A 21458-nucleotide genomic window follows, 5' to 3' on the forward strand; every position below is an offset into this window, starting at 1 on the left:
CATGACCGCAAACATCGCCTTCCCGCGCTACTCACGTATCGGGCGCGGCGCCCTCGACGAACTGCCAGCCGTCATCGAGAGCCTCGGGTTGCATCGGCCGCTAGTGGTGACCGACACGTACCTGACCACTACGGGTGGCGCCGATCGCGTCCTGTCGTTGCTGCGCTCTGCCGGAATGGCAGCGGCGGTATTCGATGGCACCGTCCCCGACCCCACCACCGAATCACTCGACCGAGGCGTCGATGCCGTGCACGCGCACAACGCCGATTGCATCATCGGTTTCGGCGGCGGTAGTCCCATGGATTCCGCGAAGGCGCTCGCCGTGTTGGCATCCCAGGGCGGTCCGATGCGCAAATTCAAGGCCCCACACAACTACAGCGGACCTGCGCTTCCCATCATCGCCATACCCACGACGGCGGGAAGTGGTTCCGAGGCAACTCAGTTCACGGTCATCACCGACAGCGACAACGACGAGAAGATGCTGTGCCCCGGATTGTCGTTCCTTCCGGTCGCCGCGATCATCGATTTCGAGCTGACGATGTCGATGCCGCCTAGGCTTACCGCGGACACCGGTGTCGACGCACTAGCCCACGCCGTCGAGGCCTACGTCAGCCGCAAGGCCAACCCGATCAGCGATGCCGTGTCGTTGTCGGCCATCGGGCTGATCTCTGGCAATCTTCGCCGCGCATACCACGACGGAGACGATCGTGAAGCGCGCGAGGCGATGATGGCGGCCTCGACGCAAGCCGGCATGGCCTTCTCCAATTCCAGTGTGACCTTGGTGCACGGGATGAGCAGGCCCATCGGGGCGCACTTCCATGTCGCACATGGCCTTTCCAATGCCATGCTGTTCCCCGCCGTAACCGCATACTCGGTTTCCGGCGCCGAGGCACGCTACGCCCGATGCGCCCGCGCCTACGGTGTGGCCGACCCGTCCACCAGTGATGCAAGCGCCTCGCGGGCGATGGTCGATGCCCTCACCGAGCTGTGCCACGATCTCGACGTACCGACACCCCAGAGTTACGGGATCGACCACGATGCCTGGGCTCAGTTGACCCCGCTGATGGCAGAGCAGGCCGTCGCCTCCGGTTCGCCGGCCAACAACCCGGTCGTGCCGAGCCGCGAAGACATCGAGCGCATTTACTCACAGGTTTACCGCTGAGGGCCTCCGCTGGGCCGGACGTATCCTCGTACGCAGGCTCATACTTGGCGCAAGCTTGGGCCGAACCGCGGACATGCGGTTTCACCAGCTGCTAACGAGGAAAGGCATCGCCTAGTGGCCGAGCCGGCACCCGAGGATCAGACCAACGAGCCGACCGACATCACGTTCGACGAACATCTGCACCCCGCTCGGCCCCGAACCCTGCGCTTCCGGCCGCGGGTCAAGACCCCGTTTGCTCGACGCTCGGTCTCCCAAGACGGCCCAGCACGGGGTGACAACGCGGCCTACGTGTCATGGCTCCTATCGCAGTCCATGCTGGCCGACGCCAACGAGATCAGCCAGCAGTTCTCCGGTCAGGGATCGATGTGGCAGAACCCCTACGCGAATCCGAACCCCCGGGGGGCCGTGGACACCGCGTCGGTATGGTTCACCGCTTACCCCCTGTCACTGATCACCCGCACCGACGAATCATTCCTTCACGCGATGGCCAACGAAGAGATGTGGGAGGCGTTCGCTGCGATCGGCATCGAGGCGGTACACACCGGCCCGGTAAAGCTGGCCGGTGGGCTCTCGGGCTGGCAGCAGACGCCCAGCGTCGACGGCCACTTCGACCGGATAAGCACCAGGATCGACTCCGCATTCGGTACCGAGGAAGAGTTCCGCCACATGTGTGGCACCGCGAATTGGCACGGCGGCACGATCATCGACGACATCGTGCCTGGGCACACGGGCAAGGGAGCCGACTTCCGCTTGGCCGAAGTCAAGTACGCCGACTACCCGGGTATCTACCACATGGTTGAGATCGACCCTCGCGACTGGGACCGTCTGCCCGACATCCCCGCAGGTGCAGACTCGGTCAACATCGACGCCGCAACCGAGGAGTGGCTGGCGAATGCCGGCTACATCATTGGGCGACTCCAGCGAGTCATCTTCTATGCCGAAGGGGTCAAGGAGACGAACTGGAGCGCGACAGGTGTAGTCGTTGGCGTCGACGGTGTCGAACGGCGTTGGGTCTATCTGCACTACTTCAAGGACGGTCAGCCATCGATCAACTGGTTGGATCCGACCTTTGCCGGTATGCGTCTGGTCATCGGCGACGCGCTGCATTCCCTGACCGACCTTGGCTCAGGCGGGTTGCGTCTGGACGCCAACGGCTTCCTCGGCGCAGAAAAGTCGGCCGCAGAAGACAACCCCGCCTGGTCCGAAGGCCATCCCCTGTCCGAGGCGGCCAACCACCTGATCGCCAGCATGGTGCGCAAACTTGGCGGATTCACCTTCCAGGAACTCAATCTCACGATCGACGACATCCGACAGAACGGTGAGGCCGGCGCCGACCTGTCCTACGACTTCATCAACCGGCCTGCCTATCACCACGCCCTCGCCACCGCCGATACCGAGTTCCTGCGGCTGACACTGCGGACGACGTTGGAACTGGGTGTTGATCCCGCCTCACTCGTCCATGCACTCCAGAATCACGACGAGCTGACCTACGAACTGGTGCACTGGTCCACCGGTCACAGGGACGACGTCTTCGGCTACAAGGGCGAGGAACTCACGGGCGAACAACTCGGCGACAGTGTGCGCCGCGATCTCAGCGAGCGGCTGACCGGCAAGGCCGCGCCCTACAACTTGGTCTTCACCACCAACGGCATCGCCTGCACCAGCAGCACGGTCATCGCCGCGGCACTGGGGATCACCGACCTGGATGACATCGAAGACATCGATGACATCCGGCGATCGCATCTTCTACTGGTCATGTTCAACGCGCTGCAGCCCGGTGTCTTCGCTCTCTCGGGATGGGATCTGTGCGGAATGCTCACGCTGCCTGCCGATGAGGTGACCGATCTGTTGAGCGGCGGCGACACCCGTTGGATTCACCGCGCCGCCCACGATCTGATGGGAGTGAACCCACAGGCGACGAAGTCGACCGCCGGCATGCCGCGTGGCCGCAGTCTCTATGGTTCCATTCCAGAGCAGTTGGCCGACGAGACCAGCTTCGTGCGGCAGCTGCAGGCCATCCTGCGGGTCCGCAATCACTTCGGCATCGCCACCAGTCGACAGATCGACATCCCGGAGGTGTCGCACCGGGCGATGCTCGTGCTGGTACACCAGCTGGCCGAACCAGGTCGATACCAGCTGACCGTACTGAACTTCGCCAACGAGCACATCGCCGGGACGGTGCGCTCCGAGCAACTGCCACCGGGTGCAACGGTGACGGACGCGTTCACCGGCAACGAAGTTGCCACCATCGATGACCTGCACAGCTTCGGCGTCGACATGCCGCCCCACCACGGCATGTGTCTAATCGTCGAGCAGTCGGCGGACGTCTGACGGTCGGCCAGGCCCTGGCGAGGTGACGACGTTTCCGGTCTCGCCGCCCACCGTCGGCTGGCCCAGCTCACCGCCGACGATCAGGTCTGCGCGCAACCATGGCTGATGGACGGTCAAGAACGAATTCTCCTGCGCCATCCAATCATCGACGAACTCTGCGCTGTCCACTCCCTTGGCGACGACGCGCCGGCGCGCGACCTCCTCGCGGGCGTGCACCCAGACCATGGCGTCGAACCAGGGTTCCAGGTCGCGGCTGCAGGTCCCCACTCCCTCGACGATCACCACCGCGGTGGCCTCGGGGACGTTGATCGCCCCCGGCCGCTCACGCGTTACCCACGCCTCCGGGCGGTAGACGACTGGTGGCCCGTTGCGCCGAAGCGGAGCCAGGATGCGCTCGGCCAGCACGTGGCCCCAGTCGAAGAACGAATGATGCCAGGCCAGGTCATCGGTATGAATTGCGCAGACGTCATCCGCGAGGCCGGCCAGCCCGTCCGCGAGTGTCGACTTGCCGGACCCGCTGTGGCCGTCGATGCCGATCAGAGTGATCACCCCTGGCCTGCCGTACCCCCGCAGCTGTTCCAGCACGTCGTGGTGGCGACGGATGCTCCACTGTGCGATGTTCGGCGCGATATCGGGATAGGCCATACGTCCTTTCCAGGATAGGCGACGCAATCCGCTTCACTCAGTCGATGGCAGATCCGCCAGCAGACGCTGGGTGTACTCGTGCGCGGGATGGTCGAGGACTTGATCGACGGGGCCGTGCTCGACGATGACACCGTCGGAGAGGACCACCACGTCTTGGGCGATGCTGCGCACTACCGCCAGATTGTGAGTGATGAAGACCATCGACAGCCCGCGGTCGGATTGCATTTGGCGCAACTGTTCGACCAGTAACGCTTGCACCGAAACGTCTAGCGCCGAGGTGATTTCGTCGCAGACCATCACCTCTGGATCCACGATGAGAGCGCGCCCAACTGCCACGCGTTGCCGCTCGCCACCGGACAACTGCTGCGGCAGGCGCTCGGCGTACTCCGTCGACAACGCGACTGTCTGCAGGATCTCGTTCACCTTGCGGTCGCGTTCGGATCGGGAAAGGCCGAAGAAGTGACGCAGCGGTTCTTCCAGATTCTGGCGCACCGTCATCCGCGGATCCAAAGAGCCATACGGATTTTGGAACACATACTGCAGAGTCCTGCGATGTTCCTTGGTGCGCCGCTGCGGATCCGAACTGAGCTTGGTGCCGGACAATTCGACGTCGCCCGTCCAATCGGTGTGCAGTCCGACGAGCGAGCGGGCCAATGTCGTCTTGCCCGAACCGGATTGTCCAACGACGGCCGTACACCGGCCTGCCTTCACGTCGAAGCTGACGTTGCGAAGCACGTCGAGGGGGCCATACCGGGCCGCGAGGTTGCGAACTGCGAGCACCGCGTCGGCGACTGGCGAAAGCACTGGGACCGGTTGCTTGGCCTGATCCACCGATACGGGCGGTTCGGGGAACAGACACCGCACCCAGTGAGGCTGGATGTCGCCGAGGTCACGCAACGCCGGTAGTTCCTTGCGGCATTCTTCCTGGACGGATCCACACCGTTCGGCGAAGGAACAGCCTTGGGGCCAGCGCCCCGGCCGTGGTGGCCTGCCTTCGATGCCGACCAGGATCTCGCTGCGGGCGGAGCTGGGGACGGCCTTGAGAAGACCAACGGCGTACGGGTGACGCGCGCCGCGAAAGATGGCCTCGGTGGCGGCGTGCTCGACGAGGCGACCGGCATAGAGCACCGCGGTCTGGTCGGCGAGCTGTGCGACCACTGCCAGGTCGTGGCTGACGTACACAGACGTCACGTCGTGTTCGACCGTCATCTGCCGCACGGTCTCGAGGACTCGCCGTTGTGTGGTCACGTCGAGGCCCGTGGTGGGTTCGTCGAGAACGATCACACGCGGCCGGCAACTGAATGCCATGGCGATTCCGACGCGCTGCTGCTGACCACCCGACATCTGGTGGGGATAGCTGTTGAGGAATGCGTCAGTGGCCGGCAGGCCGACCTCCTCCATCAACTGCGTCACTCGCTGGTCGACAGTCTCGTGTTCGAGGGAGTCGCCATGGATGATGATCGCTTCGCGCAGTTGCCTGCCAACCCGTAGCGCCGGGTTGAGGCCACTTGCGGGATCCTGGGGCACGTAGGCGACCAGTCGGCCGCGGGCGCCCTGCAGATCCTTGCCGCGTAGCTCCAAGATGTCGACGCCGCCGATGCACACCCGGCCTGCCGCGATGCGCAGTCCCTTTCGCGCCAACCCGAGAAGCGCCACACCGACGGTGCTCTTGCCGGAGCCGGATTCCCCCACCAGGCCAAGGACTTGGCCGGGCGCCACCCGAAACGAGATGTCTTCGACCACAGGGGTTCCGCGCACTTCCGTGACGACGGTCAACCCCTCGACGACGAGGCCGTCCCTGGCGGGCGGTACAGTCTCCCTTGGGAGAGTGGCTAGTTCGGGCAGATCTGTCATGCTTTCGTCAACTCCAATGCCGTAGCCACCGGTACCTCTTCACCGTCTTCGCCGCCAAAGGCCACCCGCGCCAGTGCATCCGCGAAGACGTTGGTCCCCACCGCCAGGATCGCCAGCACGATGGCGGGAGCGAGCACTCCCCAGTAACTGGTCGCCAAGCCGAGCCTGTTTTCGTTCACCATGACGCCCCACGATGGGTTGGGAGGCTGAGTGCCGAATCCGAGAAAGTTCAGTCCGGCGATCAAGATGATGGAAAAGCTGAGCCGTAGACCACCTTCCACTGCAAGTGGGGTAGTCAGACTGGGCATGATGTGCCGCATGATCACCTTGCGCGGGGGCACACCCCACAACGCGACGGCCTTGACGAAGTCACGTTCGCAGATGTCTTGCGCCGAGGCGTACATGACGCGTGCGACCTGCGGAGCCTGACACAACGTCACGGCAACGACGACCAGCCACGTCTTCGCGCCGATCACGCTGACGATCAGCAACACGAACACCAGCTGAGGGATGGCAAGCATGATGTCGACGGTGCGCATGATGAGCATCTCGGTCAGGTGACCTCGGTATGCCGCCACCACGCCTGCAATCGCGCCGAGAAGCACCGCCAGCACCGTGGATATGGCTGCGAGCAGCAGCAGGGACCAGCCACCGTGAAGAAGACGCGCAAGCACGTCACGGCCGAGTGCGTCGGTGCCGAGGACACCATTGCCGTTGCCCGGCAAGGAGTAAGGCACACCGGAGAATTCGGTCGGAGATCGCGAGGGCATGAACGGCCCAACGAACGCGATGCCGACGACCAGCAGTGTCAGCGCCAAGCCGACCTGTCCCCTGCGAGACGCAAGGGCGCCCCGCACGATCCTGAAAACCGAGCCACGTCGTTTGACGGGAGCATGTTGCTTCGGCGGTTTGGCGGTGCTGGCGGTGTCGGTCATGATCACCTCGGGAGTCGTCGGCGGGGAGTTACGAGCAGGACGGCCACGTCGGTGGCGACGTTGAGGAAGACGTAGGCGATCGCCAGGAGCACGACCAGAAACTGGATCACCGGCACGTCCCGGTCGGTGATCGACGCCACGAGGCTCAAACCGATTCCCGGATACTGGAACACGGTTTCGACCAAGGCAATCCCGCCGGCGAGATAGAGCAGATTGAGCCCTATCACCTGGATGGTTGCCGCAAGCGAGTTCGGTAGGGCATGACCGAACAGCAGCCTTGTGGTGCTCGCACCCTTGAGGGTGGCGACCTCGACGTAGTCGGAACTCATGGCTTCGATCAGCGAGGCCCGAAACATTCTGAACACGTAGGGCGTCACCACGATCACCAACGCCACGACCGGAAGCACGAGCTTGCTCGGTTCGTTCCAGATGTGTTCACCCTCGGGCAGGATGCTGACCGCGGGGAACCAGGCGAACATCGTGACGGCGAAGACCATCACCACGAACACCGCAACGACGAACTCGGGCAACGAACTTGCCACCAGAGCAGTCACCGAGAGCGAATGATCGACCCACGAATCGCGACGCGCGGCCGCCCACATGCCGAGCAGTACGCCGAGCACCGTCGAGATGATCGCCGTTGCCACGATCAGCACGATCGAATTCGCGAGCCGGGGCACCATGAGATCCCACACCGGCGCCCCTTGTGTCAGCGACGTCCCGAAGTCACCGTGCAAGGCGGCGTTGGCCCAACTCAAGTACCCACCGATCGCAGATTGGTCCAGGTGAAGCTGGTGTCGCAGTTCGACGAGTCGCTCGGGCGTGGCCTGCTGTCCCAGAATTGCGGTTGCGGCGTCACCCGGCAGCACCAGCGTCGCTGCATACACGACGATCGAGATCACCCATACCGAGACGACACCGGTCAACAGTCGCCGGACGAGCAGCGAACGGATCGGGTGGTTGGTGCGCGCCTTGGGTTTTGAGGGGCTGGCCGCGGGCGCTTCCAGTGTGTCAGTCATGGTGGCAACTCCTCGTTCGACTCGTCATGGCCTAGGTCAGCCAGAAGTTGGCGAAGTCGTTGCCGCCGGGGCTGTAGCCGTTGGCGGATTCGTTGACCCCGCCGACCTTCTGGCTCGCGGCGTCGATGACCGGGAAGAAGTAGGGGATGATGTAACCGCCGCGGTCGTAGTCGATGTGGGCCATCCGGTGGATCAGGTCGGCGCGCTTGCCCGCATCCAACTGAGCCAACGCTTGGGCGTAGAGCGAGTTGTACTCGGGGTCGTTGAACTGACAGAAGTTGAACGGTGCACCGGGGGCCTGGCTCTGCCCGGCGGTGAACATGTAGGTTCCCGTTTGCCAATAGTCCTGGCTGAACGGCACCTTCAGATACGAGTTGGCGAAGTAGTCGGTGGTGGTTTGTTGCACCACGTTGACGTTCACGCCGGCCTTCTTTGCCTGGGTGGCGAACACCTGCGCGGCCTGCACCATCCCCGGCGCATTGGGCGTGGTCACCAGATCGATGGTCAGGTTGTCCGCACCTGCGGCCTTCAGCAGTGACTTGGCCTGATCGATGTCCTGCTCGCGCTGGGGTAGATCGGTGGGATAGGACTTGTCCAGCAGGGAGAACACGTCGTTGCCGAGTGTGCCCTGACCGCCGAACACCTGGCCGAGCATCTCCTTGCGGTCGACGATCAGCCGGAACGCCTGACGCACCCGCACGTCGTCGAACGGCTTCTGATCGGTGCGCATGGTGAATGGGCCCCACCCACCGGTCTTGGAGATGTTGACGTGCATCCCACCGGCCTGCAACGCCGCCACCGAACCCTGTGACAAGAAGTCGACCACGTCGACCTGATTGGACTGCAACGCGTTGACCTGGCTGGTCTCATCGGCGATGTTGGTGGTCACGACCGAATCCAGATGTGGAAGCCCGCTGTGCCAGTAGTTCGGATTGCGCATGAACGTGCTCGACACACCCGGGGTGAAGCTCTGATACTTGAACGGGCCCGTGCCGTCGGGGTTCTTCGGATCGAAGTCGCGCGGAACCATCGTGAAGTACACCGAGGCCAGCATCTCGGGCAACACCGCGAAGGGCTGGTGATACTTCACCAGCAGCGTGGTCGGATTGGCGACCTTCGACGATCCCAGGTCGACCGGACCCAGGCTGGTGCTACCGGGAAACTTGCTCGACACGATGCGGTTCAAGCTGAACAACACGTCATCGGCCGTGAATGGTTTGCCTCGGTGCGTCGTCACCCCGTCGGGAATCACGATCGTCCACTCGGTGCCATCGGCGTTCGGCGTGATCGCCTTGGCCAATGAATTCTGCGGCTGCCCCTTGGCATCCAACACCACCAACTGGTCATACAACTGGTAGATCCGATTGAAATCGGCGTTGGTCAGCCCGTTCTGTCCGTCCAGGGTGTCGGTGTTGGCGCCGCCCTGAGCGCCCAACCGCAAGATCCCACCCTGCTTGGCTTGTCCACCCGGACCCGCCGAACCCGGCTGCTGAGCACCCCCTGCGCACCCTGCCAAACCGGCACCAACACCCACGGCCGCCGCACCCATCGCCGCCGTCCACAAGAACTGCCGACGCCCCAACCGCGCGCCTCGGATGCTGGACATCGGCGTCGCTCCTGTAGTGTTGACCACTGGGTCACTCCCATCGTGTGTCGGTAAGCTGTTGCGGCCGAGACGAATTCAGCGATAGAGCCGGTCCGCTACGCTGGCCCGCAGCAGGGGCCTGCGACGACGGACGGACTCCGGTCGACGAATCGTCTTTCGTGTGTTCAGGGATGAATGAGTACTGTTCAAGTGTTGAAGATCTCGTCGCCGATGAGTAGACGCCAAGTGTGAATACGCAGCGTGATTCTCTTCACGGTACGTACAATTAGGGTGCACTTACCCTCACGGGCAAATGGTTGCTGAGCACGCCTCGTCGAGCGATGGCTGGAATTCCGAAGCGGCCACGGCGCACATGTCGTCGCCGCTCACGGCGCTAGTCGAGCTAGTGAAACCATCCTGCGAGCTCTGGCGGTCGCGGCCGTCCATGGTCGCTGAAGTTGATCGCAGATGCACCGCCGCAATCGCACGTTTCGTGAACTGTAGACGAATGCGCCGGGCACACGGCTACCAAGCAGACCTACGTAGTGCCGTCTCGTGCGCCGAATGTCGGCCCGGCGACACCACATTCGCCTTGTTACCCAACCAGTAACATCGCCAGCACGTCTAATCACAGTTGAGCGGGAGGATTGCGCAGTGTTCACCGACACCGAGTTGCGCTTCCTCGAGTCGCGCCAGCAGGGTCGATTGGCGACCATCGGGCCGGACGACGCACCGCAGATCCATCCCGTGGCCTTCGTCGTAGACAGCGGCTACGGATCGGTCGACATCAGTGGCGTTCGACTGCGTGAATCACAGAAGTACCGCAACGTTCGCCGCGATCCGCGGGTCTCGCTGGTCGTCGACGACCCTTCGTTGCCCCTCCGGGGTTTCGATGAACTAAGCGGTCGTGGCTTGGAGATTCACGGCATTGCCGAACTTGCGGAGATATCCGGTGCCGACGTCATCCGCGTTCGACCGGTGCGCCTCGACAGTTGGAACCTCGGAGGTTCCGGCCATCAGAGCCGTTTCGTCGGTTGAGTCACGCGAACGAATAAGGCCCATCGAAGTGGCCGATCTGACTGGTGTGACTGACCAACCCGTTCCGTTCATCCCAGACGTGCAGCATGCACGCCCGCGGCCCGACGTGGCTGGCAGGCTCGGCGGAGGTCAGTAGCCTCAGGTCGATCTCCGTTGCCGTGCTTGGGCAGGCGCAGACGACGGTATTCGCCCAGCGCTTGAGCATCGATCGGTGCACGTGCCCGCAGAGCACCATCTCGACGTTGTCCCACCGCTCGATGACCGCCCGCAGTTCACCCTCCTCGAAATAGCGGTACTGGTCCATGTACGGAATGCCGCAGACGAAGGGCGGATGGTGCAGCATCAGCAGTGTCGGCTTGGTCCCGTCCCGCGCCAGCGTGCCCGCAAGCCAGTCCAACCCTTCGGGGTCGATGTGCCCGTGGTGCATGCCGGGGACCGTGGAATCCAGCCCGATGATGCGCACCGGGTGGTCGTCGACGCAGTAGTGCAACGGGCCATGGCGCGGCAGATACTCGTGATCGGAGAACGCCTTTCGAAGGTTCTCTCTGTGATCGTGGTTGCCAGGAATGACGAGGTAGGGAATCGGGAGCCCGACGAGGATCTCCCGAAGTGCGGTGTACTCCTCGGGTTGTCCACCGTCGACGAGGTCGCCGGTGAACAGCACCAGATCAGGGCGTCGGTCCATGCCGACGATGTGATCGATGGCCTCGACCAGCCGCGCGTTGGAATCAACCACCCCTTGATAGAGCACGCCTTTGGGACGCACGTGCGGGTCTGACAACTGAGCGATCAACATCCGAACTCCCGTTCACCTGAGTTCCGAATGCTATGTCGTTTCGGGTGGGCCTGCTGCACTCACTTCGACACGACAGTGACGCGGAGTGTGAATCGAATCATCTATTGACTACACAGGTTGATGTAATCAGTTGTATAACACTAGGTGATACGATTCACTTCAACGTCGATCTGGCGCGCATCCACTCTCACGATCGGAGTCAACCATGGGACAACTCGACGGCAAGGTCGTCTTCATCACCGGCGTCGCCCGAGGCCAGGGCCGCTCACACGCACTGACGCTCGCCAAGGAGGGCGCCAACATCATCGGCCTGGATCTGTGTGCCAAGCCGTCGACGACCGCGTATGCCGGTGCCACCGAGGAAGACCTTCAGGAGACGGTGCGCCTGGTCAAGCAAGCCGGTGGTGACATCGTTGCCGAGATCGCCGATACCCGGGACTTCGACCAGGTGAAGGCCGTGTTCGACCGTGGTCTGGAGCAGTTCGGCCGTGTCGACATCGTCATCCCCAATGCGGGCATCTGCTCCGGCGCCAAGACGTGGGAGATCACGCCCGAGGACTGGCGCGAAATGATCGACATCAATCTCAACGGCGTCTTTCACACGGTGAAGGCGGCAGTACCGACGCTCATCGCCCAGAACGAGGGCGGCAGCATCGTCTTCATCGGTTCGACGGAGGCTCTGAAGGGTGCGGAGAACATCTCGTCCTACGCGGCATCCAAACACGGCGTGACCGGCTTGATGACGTCGTTGGCACGTGAGTTGGGGCAGTACGGCATTCGGGTCAACTCGGTCAATCCCACCTGCGTGGACACCCACATGATCAACAACGACTTCGTCTATGGACTGTTCCGCCCCGACCTCGACAAGCCGACGCGTGCCGACGTCCTCGACACCTTCACCGGCACGCACATCCTGCCGGTGCCGTGGATCGACCCCAGCGACGTCAGCAACGCGATCCTGTACCTGGTGACCGAGCCCGGGCGCTACATCACGGCCACCACGCTCGTCATCGATGCCGGCTTCATCGTGAAGTCCTGACCGCAGGACTACTCTGCGTAGCGACATGGTCACCATGAAGGACGTCGCCGCGGCGGCGGGGGTATCGCAGGCCTCGGTGTCCTACGCCTACAGCGGATCACAACGCGTGTCGGCGGTCAGGCGCGAGCACATCTTCGCCGTGGCAGCCAGCCTTGGATACACCGGGCCCAACATCGCCGGAAGCAGTCTGCGCCTTGGCCGTATCGGAGCGGTAGGGGTTCTCATTCCCGGATCGCTGTCGCTGGCCGTCGAGGATCCGTCCACCATGCTGCTGGTACGGGGCATCGTCGAGGTCGGCGAGCTCGCCGACGTCGCTCTGACGCTGTTACCCGTCGACCCGCAGCGGGGTGATGGCAACGACCCGGTAAAGCCGGCGGTCTTGCGCGGGCTGGTCGACGGCGTCGTGATTCATTGCCTCCCCGATGACCATCCCGTCGTCGAAGCGGTACGCGCACGGGAGATTCCCGCAGTCGCCATCGACTCTCCCCGAGTCCCCCATCTGCCCTACGTGACGGTGGACCACCGGCAGGCGGGCGCCGAACAGATGGACCACGTTCTCAGCCTGGGGCACAGGCGAATCGGGGTGATCACCGATCGCCTCGGTCCTCTACCGTCACCTGGGTATCGCTACTGGGCCGATGCGGAAACGTCCAAGGAGACCTATCTCCGAGAGCGTCTGGCCGGCTACCGTCACGCCTTGAGTGACCACGGCGTCCGCGTCTCGGACGTCGCGTTGATCGAAGCCGCGAACATCGACATGCCAAGCGGACTGGCCGCTGCCGACCTACTCATTCGCGAGTTCGCCCCGACGGCGATCGTCGCGACGTCGGACGTTCATGCGGTGGCGGCTCTGAAGGCGTTGTCGAGCAACGGCATTGCGGTTCCCGAGGCTGTGTCGGTGATCGGTTTCGACGATGCCCCGATCGCCGACCTGGTGGGTCTGACGACGATACGTCAGCCGTTGCGGGACAAGGGACGGACCGCGGCGAAGATACTGCTTGACCTCATTGCCGGCCAATCCCGCAGGCGTTCGATCATGGCTACCGAGCTCATCGTCCGGTCGACGACCGGACCTGCGCCTCGGCAGGGCTAGTCGGTCACTTCCTGGCCGCCCAGGCGATGCCCTGCTTGGTCAGCCGACGCACGTCGTCGCCGGCCAGGTCCTGCGGGCCGTGACCGATGGAGTGATAGAAGACTCGCCCGTCACCCCACTGCCGTACCCACGCCACGGGGCTCTTGGTGCCGTCGAGCCACGCGAAATGCTCACCCGTGAAAGTCGTTTCGGCAAGCACGGTGTTGTTGGGATCCACGCTCATGTAGTACTGCTCAGAGGCGACCGAGAAGTCGTTGACACCGTGGCTGACCGGGTGATCGCGATCGGTGACGTTGACCTCGTAGGAGTATGGGTAGCCCTCCCCCGCCGGGTGAGCGAGAAAGTCGCCGCCCAACATCAGGTGATAGCGCAGGCTCGATCTGAAGGCCGCAGCTGCCCCGTGCCATGCGGCGATGCCGGTGCCTGCTTCGACGGCGGCCAAGAGATGGTCCTCCTGGGAATCCGAGAGATCCTCGGTGGTGAGCGCATTGTTCCAGCCAAGGATGATCAGGTCGTACCCGCTCAGGTCCCGGTCCAGCGTGAAGATGTCCTGGGATTCTTCGAGGTCGAATCCGAGTTGACCAACCAGATCTCGGGTCCACTCGGCAATGTCGTAAGGACGGTGGCCCGGCCAACCTCCGTAGAGGTACAGGGCGTTGGTCATGGGATCGGTTCCATTTCTCGCGCGTTCGCGATGGCGGTACTCAACGACAACATTTCTCTGGGACTGACCAACGATTCTGGCACCAGCAGTTCGGCGACCTGTTCGGCAGTCAACATTCTCTCTTCGACGATGAGATCGGGGATGGACCTACCCGTGTGCAACGCCGTTTTGGCGATTCGGGCCGAAGCGGCATAGCCGATGTAGGGGCTCAAAGCGGTGATCACTCCAATCGAGTTCGTCACCGACTCGTACAAATGCCGTTCGTTGGCGCTGATTCCGTTGATGCATCTGTCGATCAGCGTGCGGCACGCATTGTCGAGGTGGGTCGTCGACTGGAAGAGACTGTGCGCGATGATCGGCTCGAATGCGTTGAGCTGCAGTTGGCCCGCCTCGGCCGCCATGCTGATGGTCACGTCGTTGCCCATCACCTCGAACGCCACCTGGTTGACGACTTCGGGAATCACGGGGTTGACCTTGCCCGGCATGATGCTCGAACCCGACTGCACCGCAGGCAGATTGATCTCGTTGAACCCCGAGCGCGGGCCCGAGGAAAGCAGCCGCAGGTCGTTGCAGATCTTCGACAGTTTCAGCGCGGTGCGCTTGAGCACCCCCGACACCTGAACGAACGCGCCGACGTCCTGCGTGGCCTCGACGAGATCGCGCGCAGTGGAAAGGGAGAAGCCGGTGATGGTGTTGAGCTCCTCGCACACCAGCGACGCATATCTCGGGTGGGCGTTGAGTCCCGTGCCGATGGCGGTGCCCCCGAGGTTGATCTCGGCGACGAGTCGCGCAGCCTCGAGCAGCCGTTCGGCGTCCTCACCCACCATGATCGCGTAGGTGCCGAACTCCTGACCGAGAGTCATCGGCACCGCATCCTGCAGTTGGGTGCGACCCATCTTCATGACGGAGCTGAATTCGGTCGCCTTGCGACCGAAGGCCGCTGCGACGTCCAGCAGCGTCGCATGCAGCCCGGCGACGAGGACTTGCAGCGCCACCTTGATGGCGGTGGGGTAGACGTCGTTCGTGCTTTGACTGAGATTGACGTGTTCGAGGGGATGCAACCGGTCGTAGTCACCACGTGCGGCGCCGAGGATCTCCAAGGCCCTGTTGGCGATCACCTCGTTGGCGTTCATGTTCGTCGAAGTGCCCGCGCCACCCTGGATGACGTCGACGACGAACTGGTCGAGCAGTTCGCCGGAACGGACTTCGGCACACGCGGCGACGATCGCGTCGGCCCGTCGGCGATCAAGCAGTCCGAGATCGCAGTTGGCCATTGCCGCAGCCTGCTTGACCGCGGCGAGCGCGGCGACGAACTCGGGATAGGTGGACAGCGCAATGCCCGAAATGGGGAAGTTCTCCAGTGCACGCGCGGTGTGGATTCCGAAGTAGGCGGCCTCCGGCACCGGGTGCTCGCCGAGGGAGTCACGTTCGCGGCGGGTCGCGGGCACGCTCACCGCCACGTCTGGGTCGGTGGTGCCATCGCGGCGCCGGGCAATCCGTCGTAGAAGCCGCCGGTGGCGCACGTGGTCAACTCCATCTGCATTCCCCATGGGGTTTGGAAGTAGAACCATCGTTGCCCGGCGACCGGCGCCTCGGGGCTGACCCCATTGGGCCCTTCCTGCACCGTGACACCGGGGATGGCCCGGATGTACTCGTAGCCGGCGTCGATGTCGTCGACGTAGAACGCCAGGTGATGACCACCCACGTCACTGTTGAGTGGTGGGGTCGGCTGCTGTTGCGGCGCAGCGTATTCGAACAGTTCCACGTTGTGGTGCTGCCCGAGTCGGATCATGGCGAGCGAGCTGCGTGCTCGCGGGTCGACGTTGAGGCGCCTGCGCATGCCGTCCGACTGGTCGTCGACGAACGGACCGTCGGTGAAGATCAGTTCGGCGCCGAAATGGTCGACGAAGAAGCGCACCGCCTCATCGAGGTTCGGCACGGTGAAGGCCACGTGGTCGACGGCGCGCATGGTCGGTACTCGCGGTCGAGGCGTTGTGGTCAAGGGTGGTCCTCCTTCAGGAGACGGTAGCCCTCTGCGAGGCGCCGAAGTCGTGGTCGGACCATGGGAGGGCGTCACCGCCGTACTTTGCGGCGCGCACGTCGGCGGACCGGGCATGGCCCTCGAAGTTCTCCAGCCGGGCCGCGCGGCCGCAGATGCGGCCCAGCTCGGCGCTCGACTCGGCGTCGTCGATCTCTTGGTAGGTGACGGTCTTCAGGTACTTCCCCACCCACAGGCCCCCGGTGTAGCGCGCCGCACCCAGTGTCGGCAGCACGTGATTCGTGCCGATCGCCTTGTCTCCGTATGACACACACGTCTTCTCACCGAGGAACAGTGCGCCGTAATCGCGCATGCCGGTCAGCGCGCGTCGCGGCTCGGCAGTGAGGATCTGGACGTGTTCGCCGGCGTACCGATCGGCCATGGCGAAGGCCGCTTCGATGTCCTCGACCACGTGTACCTCGCCGTGCTGCGCCCAGGAGACCGATGCGACGTTGGCCGTAGGCAGGTTGCTCAGCTGCCGTGACACCTCCGCGATCGTTTCCCGGCCGACCCGCTCGGAGGTGGTGATCAGCACGCATGGCGAATCGGGCCCGTGCTCGGCCTGGCTCAACAGATCCGCCGCGACGACGAAGGGGTCGGCGGTCTCATCGGCGACGATGACGACCTCGGTGGGGCCGGCGAACAGGTCGATGCCGACCTCGCCGAACAATTGCCGCTTGGCTTCGGCAACGTAGGCGTTGCCCGGTCCGGTGAGCAGGTTCACCGGCTCGATCGTGTCGGTCCCCAGCGCCAGCGCACCGATCGCCTGCACGCCGCCAAGCACGTAGATCTCGTCGGCGCCCGCCAAGTGCATGGCGGCGACACTGATCGGCGGCGCGATGCCGTTGTTCGGTGGCGTGGTGGCCGCCACCCTCTCGACACCGGCGACCTTCGCGGTCACGACCGTCATGTGAGCCGATGCCGTGAGAGGATACCGTCCGCCGGGTACGTAGGCGCCAGAGGCGGCGACGGGCACGTGCTTATGGCCCAGCCGCACGCCGGGAAGTGTCTCGATCTCGACGTCCAGCATCGAGTCGCGTTGTGCCTGAGCGAAATTCCGTACCTGTGCCTGCACAAACTTCAAGTCGTCGATGACGGTGGTCGGCAGATCGGACACGATCGAGGCCACCTCGGCCTCGTCGAGCCGGAATGACGATGGCGCCCATCGGTCGAACTGCTGAGAATATCTGCGTACCGCGTAGTCACCGTTGGCGCGAATGTCGTCGAGAACCTGGGTGACGGTTGCGACGACCTTGGGGTCGCTCTTGTGGGGCGTACCGACTTCGGCGGTCGGCGCCTTGAGTGTCTCCGGCACGATTCGTATCTCCTTGCGCTGCACTGCTGGGCATCGAACGTCGGCGGTGTTGACCGTCCTTGAGCGGGGTTGCCGACGTCATTCCAGTCTTGGCGCCCCTCGCCTACCTCGACAGACGCATCGTGTGCAACAGGCACACGATTCGATGCACATAATCACCGTTGTTCGTGCAACGCTCGTCGAGTGCCCTGGCCCGCCGTCGCCGGAATCCGCCGGGCAGCGCGTTCGCCTTCGTGAACGGCTTCCATCATGGTTCGGCTGGCGATCGCGTCGCCAACACGCTCGACCGCAACCGCCTGATCCTTCATGGCGTTCTTGAGGGTGAGGTACAAGTCGGTGACGGGGCGGTGCCAGCCGGCTAGGATCACCGTGTCGACGCCGACGATGGTGGCCGGACGACCCCGTTCGGTGACGTGCACGGTGGATCCGTCGACTGCCGTCATCGTGCTGAATGGATGGGTTGTCATGCCGGACTGGTGAATTCGTGGGACGGCGAGGTTGGCGCTGAACGGTCCCAGCTTCGCGCCGACGTAGGGAAGTGGTGTCACGAAGTCGACGTGGTGTAGGTCGCCGTGCAGTTGCAGAGCGAGGCCGATGCCCTTCCAACCGCCCTCGCCGTCGTCGACGATCACCACGCGCTGGCCGACGGGCTTGCCGTCTTCCAGGACGTCCCAGACCGACAGCACGTGCCGCTCATCCAGTCCTGGCGTGAACGGGATGCCCTGGGCCAGGTTTCCGACGATGTCGGATGCCGGGGCGGATCCGGTCGCGACGATGACGTGGTCCGGCCTCAATGCCATGACGTCCTCGGCGCTCGGCGAGCAACCCAGTCTCAGGTCGACGCCATACTTTTCGATCATGACGTCGAGGTGGTCGACGACGCCGGCGATCTCTTCGCGCCCCTTGATCTTCGAGGCGATTCGCAGCTGACCCCCGGTATGTGCCCGTCGCTCGAAGAGGATGACCTCGTGGCCCTGTCGAGCAGCGATCTCAGCGGCCTTCATCCCCGCCGGACCCGCACCGATGACCACGACGCGGCGCCGGAACGTCGCCTCCATCAAGGTGCCAATGCCCAGTTCCCGCTCGTAGCCGGCGGCGGGATTGTGCACACAGGACGAGTGCGTGACGTCGAAGAGCCGGTCGATGCAACCCTGGTTGCAGCCGATGCAGCGACGGATCTCGTTGAGCCGGCCATCCTTCATCTTGTTGACCGTCTCGGGATCGGCGATCTGCTGCCGGGTCATCGCAACCATGTCGGCGTGGCCAAGGCTCAGGATCTCCGCCGCGTCCAGGGGTTCGTTGATCCGGCCGACGGCGATCACCGGCACGTCGACGACCGACTTCACCGCCGCCGCGAGATCTTCCCAGATCCGCTTCGGGTGCTGCATGTCCGGCACGTTCTGGTGCGCCTCGTTGTAGGTGGCCGCCTTGACGCAGATGTAGTCGACCTTGCCCGTCGTCGTGCAGGCCACCGCGATCTGCTGGGCGTCGCTTACCTGGAGGCCACCTGGGCTGAAGTCGTGACCCTGCAAATTCATGCCCACCACGAAATCGGTGCCGACCTCGTCACGCACCGCGTCGATCACCCGAAGAACGATGCGCATCCGGCTCTCCAGGCTGCCGCCGTAGTCGTCCGTCCGGTGATTGGAGAACGGCGACAGGAACGAAGCCAGAAGATAACCTCCGTAGCCGGAGTGAATCTCCACGCCATCCATCCCGCCCTGTTTGGCGTGTCGCGCGCCGATCGCATGTGCTTCGACGATTTCGTCGATGTCCTCCAACTCCATCTGCTTGGGCATTTCGAGGTTGAACGGGCACGGAGTGTTCGAAGGAGCCCACAGTGCGCGCTCGGTGAACGTCGAATGGCCCTGCCTACCACCGTGTCCCAGCTGCATCACGATGCGGGCACCGTGTTCGTGGACGGCATCGCTGATCTTGCGCAGGCCGGGCACGATCTCGGGCAGCCACGCCCGCGGCTCCCCTGGGACGTCCTGCGAGGTCGGATGGACCTGCGGGAACGCCATGCCAATCAGCCCCACGCCGCCCATCGCGCGCTCCCGGTAATAGGCCACGTGCTGATCGGTGGGCAGGTAGTCCTTGGCCATGCCGGTGCCGTGGCCGGTCATGACGACGCGGTTGCGGACCTGCACGCTGCCCAACGTGATCGGTTCGAACAGCGGCGCGAGAGTCTGGTCGGTGTCAGAGGTTTGGGTACCAGTGTTTTCGGTACCAGTGTTTTCAGTACCAACGGTTGACGTCACGGATGCATCTCCTAGGCGGTCAGCGCACCGGATTGGCCCAGCCGCAGGGCCAATGCCGAGACGGTGATCGCTGGGTTGACGGCCGCCGACGACGGGAACGGCGAACTGTCGGCGATCCATAGGTTGTCCAGATCGTGTGCCCGCAGGCTCGCGTCGACCACGCTGGTCGCCGGATCATCGCCCATGCGGGCGGTTCCGCACTGATGGGAGGTAGCTTCCACGCCGAGACTACGGGTCATCACGAACGGGAAGCCCGCCTTGCGTATGACCTTCTTCATGCGCTTGATGAGCTCGCGGTGTGCGGCGACATTGGTTTCGCGGCGGGTCAGGCAGATCTGGCCCGAGGAGTTGAGGTGCACGCGGTTGTCGGCGAGCGGCAGGTCCTCGGATTGGACGAACAGGTCGAGAGTGTATTTGGTGACCGCGTCGAGGATGGGCATCGGAACCAACGGTTGGCCCATCTTCGCCTGCGGCCCACGGAGTTTGCCCAATCCCTGGACATTCCCCAGCGGGTACTCATTGCCAGGGCCCGCGGTGTACCAGTCGTTGATTCCGAACGTCTTCTGGTAGACCGCTTGGTTCTCTTGCCGTGGATCGATCGCCAGGACGAAGGTGGTCAGGTGCGCCATGTAGTTGCGGCCCACCTGGTCGGAGGAGTTGGCCAGGCCACGGGGATGGGCGTCCGAGGCCGATCGCAGCAGTAGCGCCGCGGTGTTGACCGCGCCGCACGCGACGACGAAACGCTTCGCGCGCACCTGAATTCGGCGATCGTGGTGGCGAATCCGAGCGGACGTGACGCGGCGACCGGTGGGGTCGGTGTCCAACCGGGTGACTTCGGCGTTGGTCAACAGCCGCACGTTCTTCGACGCAGCGCTCAGTGCCGGCCGCACCGCGGCGACGTCGGCGTCGCCCTTGGCGTCGACCATGCAGGCAAACGAGTCGCAGGTGTAGCACAGGACGCATCCGCCGCCGGGTCGGCGGTCGAGAGCCTGCGGCGCCGCGAAGGGATGCAGGCCTTGCCTTTTCGCGCTCTCCACCAGACGGGCGGTCGCCCCCTCGTGCGGTATGCCAGGGAACGGGTAGTCAGTGGAGCGCCATGGGTCGGTTGGATCCTCGCCCTTGTTGCTGTGCACCCAGAACATCTGTTCGGCCTGGCCGTAGAACGGCTCGAGGTCGGCGTAATCGATGGGCCACGCCGGCGACACACCGTCGGCATGCTCGATCTCACCGAAATCGCATTCGCGAAAGCGCGGCAGCGTGGCCCCGTAGAGCTTGGTGCTGCCACCGACGTAGTGGTAGTTGCCGGGTACGAAGTCCCTGCCGGCCAGGGTGTCGTGCCACGCGGCGGAGTTCTTGTAGCGCCCGCGGGTATGCACGGCGTCGAAGGACCAGTTCTCCCGCTCCACCGGGAGGAAGTCGCCTTGTTCGATGATGAGGACGTCGACGTCACGGTCGCGCAGCGCGTACGCGAGACTGCCCCCGCCCATGCCGGAACCGATGATGGCGACGTCGGCCACCAGGACCTCCGGCGGGTCGGTGACGACTTGCGACTGCAACGCCGCAACTGGTGTGGACATGGAAAGCACTCCCCTGGGCTGAGGGTTTCGTATCGACGGATGACACGACGACACTCTCCAAACGTAGGGATGCGGCGCTCCCAGGAGGAGGCGCACTGTGTGCAGG

17 protein-coding genes are annotated in these 21458 nt (G+C 64.0%); 5 read left to right on the plus strand and 12 right to left on the minus strand.

What is annotated here, in order from left to right; genetic code table 11:
• Position 1: 1 nt before the first annotated feature.
• Positions 2-1162 (plus strand): iron-containing alcohol dehydrogenase, encoded by a 1161-nt coding sequence (locus HNP02_RS18345; protein ID WP_184441044.1) that lies wholly within the window; start codon positions 2-4, stop codon positions 1160-1162.
• Between the two features lie 114 nt (positions 1163-1276).
• A complete protein-coding gene (gene treS, locus HNP02_RS18350; protein ID WP_184441046.1) occupies positions 1277-3493 on the plus strand; it encodes a maltose alpha-D-glucosyltransferase in 2217 nt (738 codons plus the stop codon).
• On the opposite strand, the gene HNP02_RS18355 is transcribed toward treS, so the two are convergent.
• From HNP02_RS18355 to HNP02_RS18375, 5 genes are read right to left on the minus strand one after another with little or no spacing between them, the layout of a single operon-like run.
• The gene (locus tag HNP02_RS18355; RefSeq protein ID WP_184441048.1) at positions 3464-4138 is read right to left on the minus strand and encodes a uridine kinase; all 675 of its coding nucleotides are present in this window, start codon (positions 4136-4138) and stop codon (positions 3464-3466) included. The genes treS and HNP02_RS18355 overlap by 30 nt on opposite strands.
• Positions 4139-4171: 33 nt before the next feature.
• Complete coding sequence (locus tag HNP02_RS18360) at positions 4172-5992, minus strand: ABC transporter ATP-binding protein (protein WP_184441050.1); 1821 nt, start codon at positions 5990-5992, stop codon at positions 4172-4174.
• Positions 5989-6927 carry an ABC transporter permease gene (locus HNP02_RS18365; RefSeq protein ID WP_184441052.1) on the minus strand — a complete coding sequence of 313 codons (939 nt, stop codon included), beginning with the start codon at positions 6925-6927 and terminating at the stop codon, positions 5989-5991. Before HNP02_RS18365 ends, HNP02_RS18360 begins: the two co-directional genes overlap by 4 nt.
• Positions 6928-6929: 2 nt before the next feature.
• Positions 6930-7946 (minus strand): ABC transporter permease, encoded by a 1017-nt coding sequence (locus tag HNP02_RS18370; RefSeq protein ID WP_184441054.1) that lies wholly within the window; start codon positions 7944-7946, stop codon positions 6930-6932.
• Between the two features lie 31 nt (positions 7947-7977).
• Positions 7978-9552 carry an ABC transporter substrate-binding protein gene (locus HNP02_RS18375; RefSeq protein ID WP_184441056.1) on the minus strand — a complete coding sequence of 525 codons (1575 nt, stop codon included), beginning with the start codon at positions 9550-9552 and terminating at the stop codon, positions 7978-7980.
• A gap of 633 nt (positions 9553-10185) precedes the next feature.
• On the opposite strand from HNP02_RS18375, the gene HNP02_RS18380 reads away from it, so the two are divergent.
• Positions 10186-10569 (plus strand): PPOX class F420-dependent oxidoreductase, encoded by a 384-nt coding sequence (locus tag HNP02_RS18380; protein WP_221317738.1) that lies wholly within the window; start codon positions 10186-10188, stop codon positions 10567-10569.
• A 1-nt stretch (position 10570) separates the two neighbouring features.
• Here the strand turns inward: HNP02_RS18380 and HNP02_RS18385 are convergent, their stop codons facing one another.
• Positions 10571-11365: a phosphodiesterase gene (locus HNP02_RS18385; RefSeq protein WP_184441060.1), complete on the minus strand. Its 795-nt coding sequence runs from the start codon at positions 11363-11365 to the stop codon at positions 10571-10573.
• A 205-nt stretch (positions 11366-11570) separates the two neighbouring features.
• Here HNP02_RS18385 and HNP02_RS18390 point away from each other — a divergent pair, with 205 nt between their 5' ends.
• On the plus strand, positions 11571-12404 hold the full coding sequence (locus HNP02_RS18390) for a mycofactocin-coupled SDR family oxidoreductase (RefSeq protein WP_184441062.1): 834 nt from the start codon (positions 11571-11573) through the stop codon (positions 12402-12404).
• A gap of 25 nt (positions 12405-12429) precedes the next feature.
• The gene (locus HNP02_RS18395; protein ID WP_184441064.1) at positions 12430-13497 is read left to right on the plus strand and encodes a LacI family DNA-binding transcriptional regulator; all 1068 of its coding nucleotides are present in this window, start codon (positions 12430-12432) and stop codon (positions 13495-13497) included.
• 4 nt (positions 13498-13501) lie between these two features.
• Here the strand turns inward: HNP02_RS18395 and HNP02_RS18400 are convergent, their stop codons facing one another.
• The 6 genes from HNP02_RS18400 to HNP02_RS18425 all read right to left on the minus strand — a co-directional run bounded on the left by HNP02_RS18400 (position 13502) and on the right by HNP02_RS18425 (position 21352).
• Positions 13502-14161, minus strand: a complete 660-nt coding sequence (locus tag HNP02_RS18400) for a ThuA domain-containing protein (RefSeq protein WP_184441066.1) — start codon at positions 14159-14161, stop codon at positions 13502-13504.
• Positions 14158-15609: an aspartate ammonia-lyase gene (locus tag HNP02_RS18405; RefSeq protein ID WP_309241609.1), complete on the minus strand. Its 1452-nt coding sequence runs from the start codon at positions 15607-15609 to the stop codon at positions 14158-14160. The genes HNP02_RS18400 and HNP02_RS18405 overlap by 4 nt, the downstream gene beginning before the upstream one ends.
• A 2-nt stretch (positions 15610-15611) precedes the next feature.
• Entirely contained in the window at positions 15612-16163 is a 552-nt protein-coding gene (locus tag HNP02_RS18410; RefSeq protein ID WP_184441069.1) for a VOC family protein, read from the minus strand.
• Positions 16164-16176: 13 nt separating this feature from the next.
• Positions 16177-17514 carry a histidinol dehydrogenase gene (gene hisD, locus HNP02_RS18415; RefSeq protein WP_184441071.1) on the minus strand — a complete coding sequence of 446 codons (1338 nt, stop codon included), beginning with the start codon at positions 17512-17514 and terminating at the stop codon, positions 16177-16179.
• Positions 17515-17669: 155 nt separating this feature from the next.
• Positions 17670-19775, minus strand: a complete 2106-nt coding sequence (locus HNP02_RS18420; protein WP_184441073.1) for an FAD-dependent oxidoreductase — start codon at positions 19773-19775, stop codon at positions 17670-17672.
• Positions 19776-19786: 11 nt separating this feature from the next.
• A complete protein-coding gene (locus HNP02_RS18425) occupies positions 19787-21352 on the minus strand; it encodes an FAD-dependent oxidoreductase (protein ID WP_184441075.1) in 1566 nt (521 codons plus the stop codon).
• Positions 21353-21458: the final 106 nt, after the last annotated feature.

Origin of the sequence: Mycobacterium sp. AZCC_0083 (genome assembly GCF_014202335.1) — a bacterium.
GTDB lineage: Bacteria > Actinomycetota > Actinomycetes > Mycobacteriales > Mycobacteriaceae > Mycobacterium.

What these genes read in the sequence shown, in the direction of transcription:
- HNP02_RS18345 (WP_184441044.1), top strand. Translation starts at nt 2, where the DNA reads ATGACCGCAAACATCGCCTTCCCGCGCTACTCACGTATCGGGCGCGGC.
- HNP02_RS18355 (WP_184441048.1), bottom strand. Translation starts at nt 4,138, where the DNA reads ATGGCCTATCCCGATATCGCGCCGAACATCGCACAGTGGAGCATCCGT.
- HNP02_RS18360 (WP_184441050.1), bottom strand. Translation starts at nt 5,992, where the DNA reads ATGACAGATCTGCCCGAACTAGCCACTCTCCCAAGGGAGACTGTACCG.
- HNP02_RS18365 (WP_184441052.1), bottom strand. Translation starts at nt 6,927, where the DNA reads ATGACCGACACCGCCAGCACCGCCAAACCGCCGAAGCAACATGCTCCC.
- HNP02_RS18370 (WP_184441054.1), bottom strand. Translation starts at nt 7,946, where the DNA reads ATGACTGACACACTGGAAGCGCCCGCGGCCAGCCCCTCAAAACCCAAG.
- HNP02_RS18375 (WP_184441056.1), bottom strand. Translation starts at nt 9,552, where the DNA reads ATGTCCAGCATCCGAGGCGCGCGGTTGGGGCGTCGGCAGTTCTTGTGG.
- HNP02_RS18385 (WP_184441060.1), bottom strand. Translation starts at nt 11,365, where the DNA reads ATGTTGATCGCTCAGTTGTCAGACCCGCACGTGCGTCCCAAAGGCGTG.
- HNP02_RS18390 (WP_184441062.1), top strand. Translation starts at nt 11,571, where the DNA reads ATGGGACAACTCGACGGCAAGGTCGTCTTCATCACCGGCGTCGCCCGA.
- HNP02_RS18395 (WP_184441064.1), top strand. Translation starts at nt 12,430, where the DNA reads ATGGTCACCATGAAGGACGTCGCCGCGGCGGCGGGGGTATCGCAGGCC.
- HNP02_RS18400 (WP_184441066.1), bottom strand. Translation starts at nt 14,161, where the DNA reads ATGACCAACGCCCTGTACCTCTACGGAGGTTGGCCGGGCCACCGTCCT.
- HNP02_RS18425 (WP_184441075.1), bottom strand. Translation starts at nt 21,352, where the DNA reads ATGTCCACACCAGTTGCGGCGTTGCAGTCGCAAGTCGTCACCGACCCG.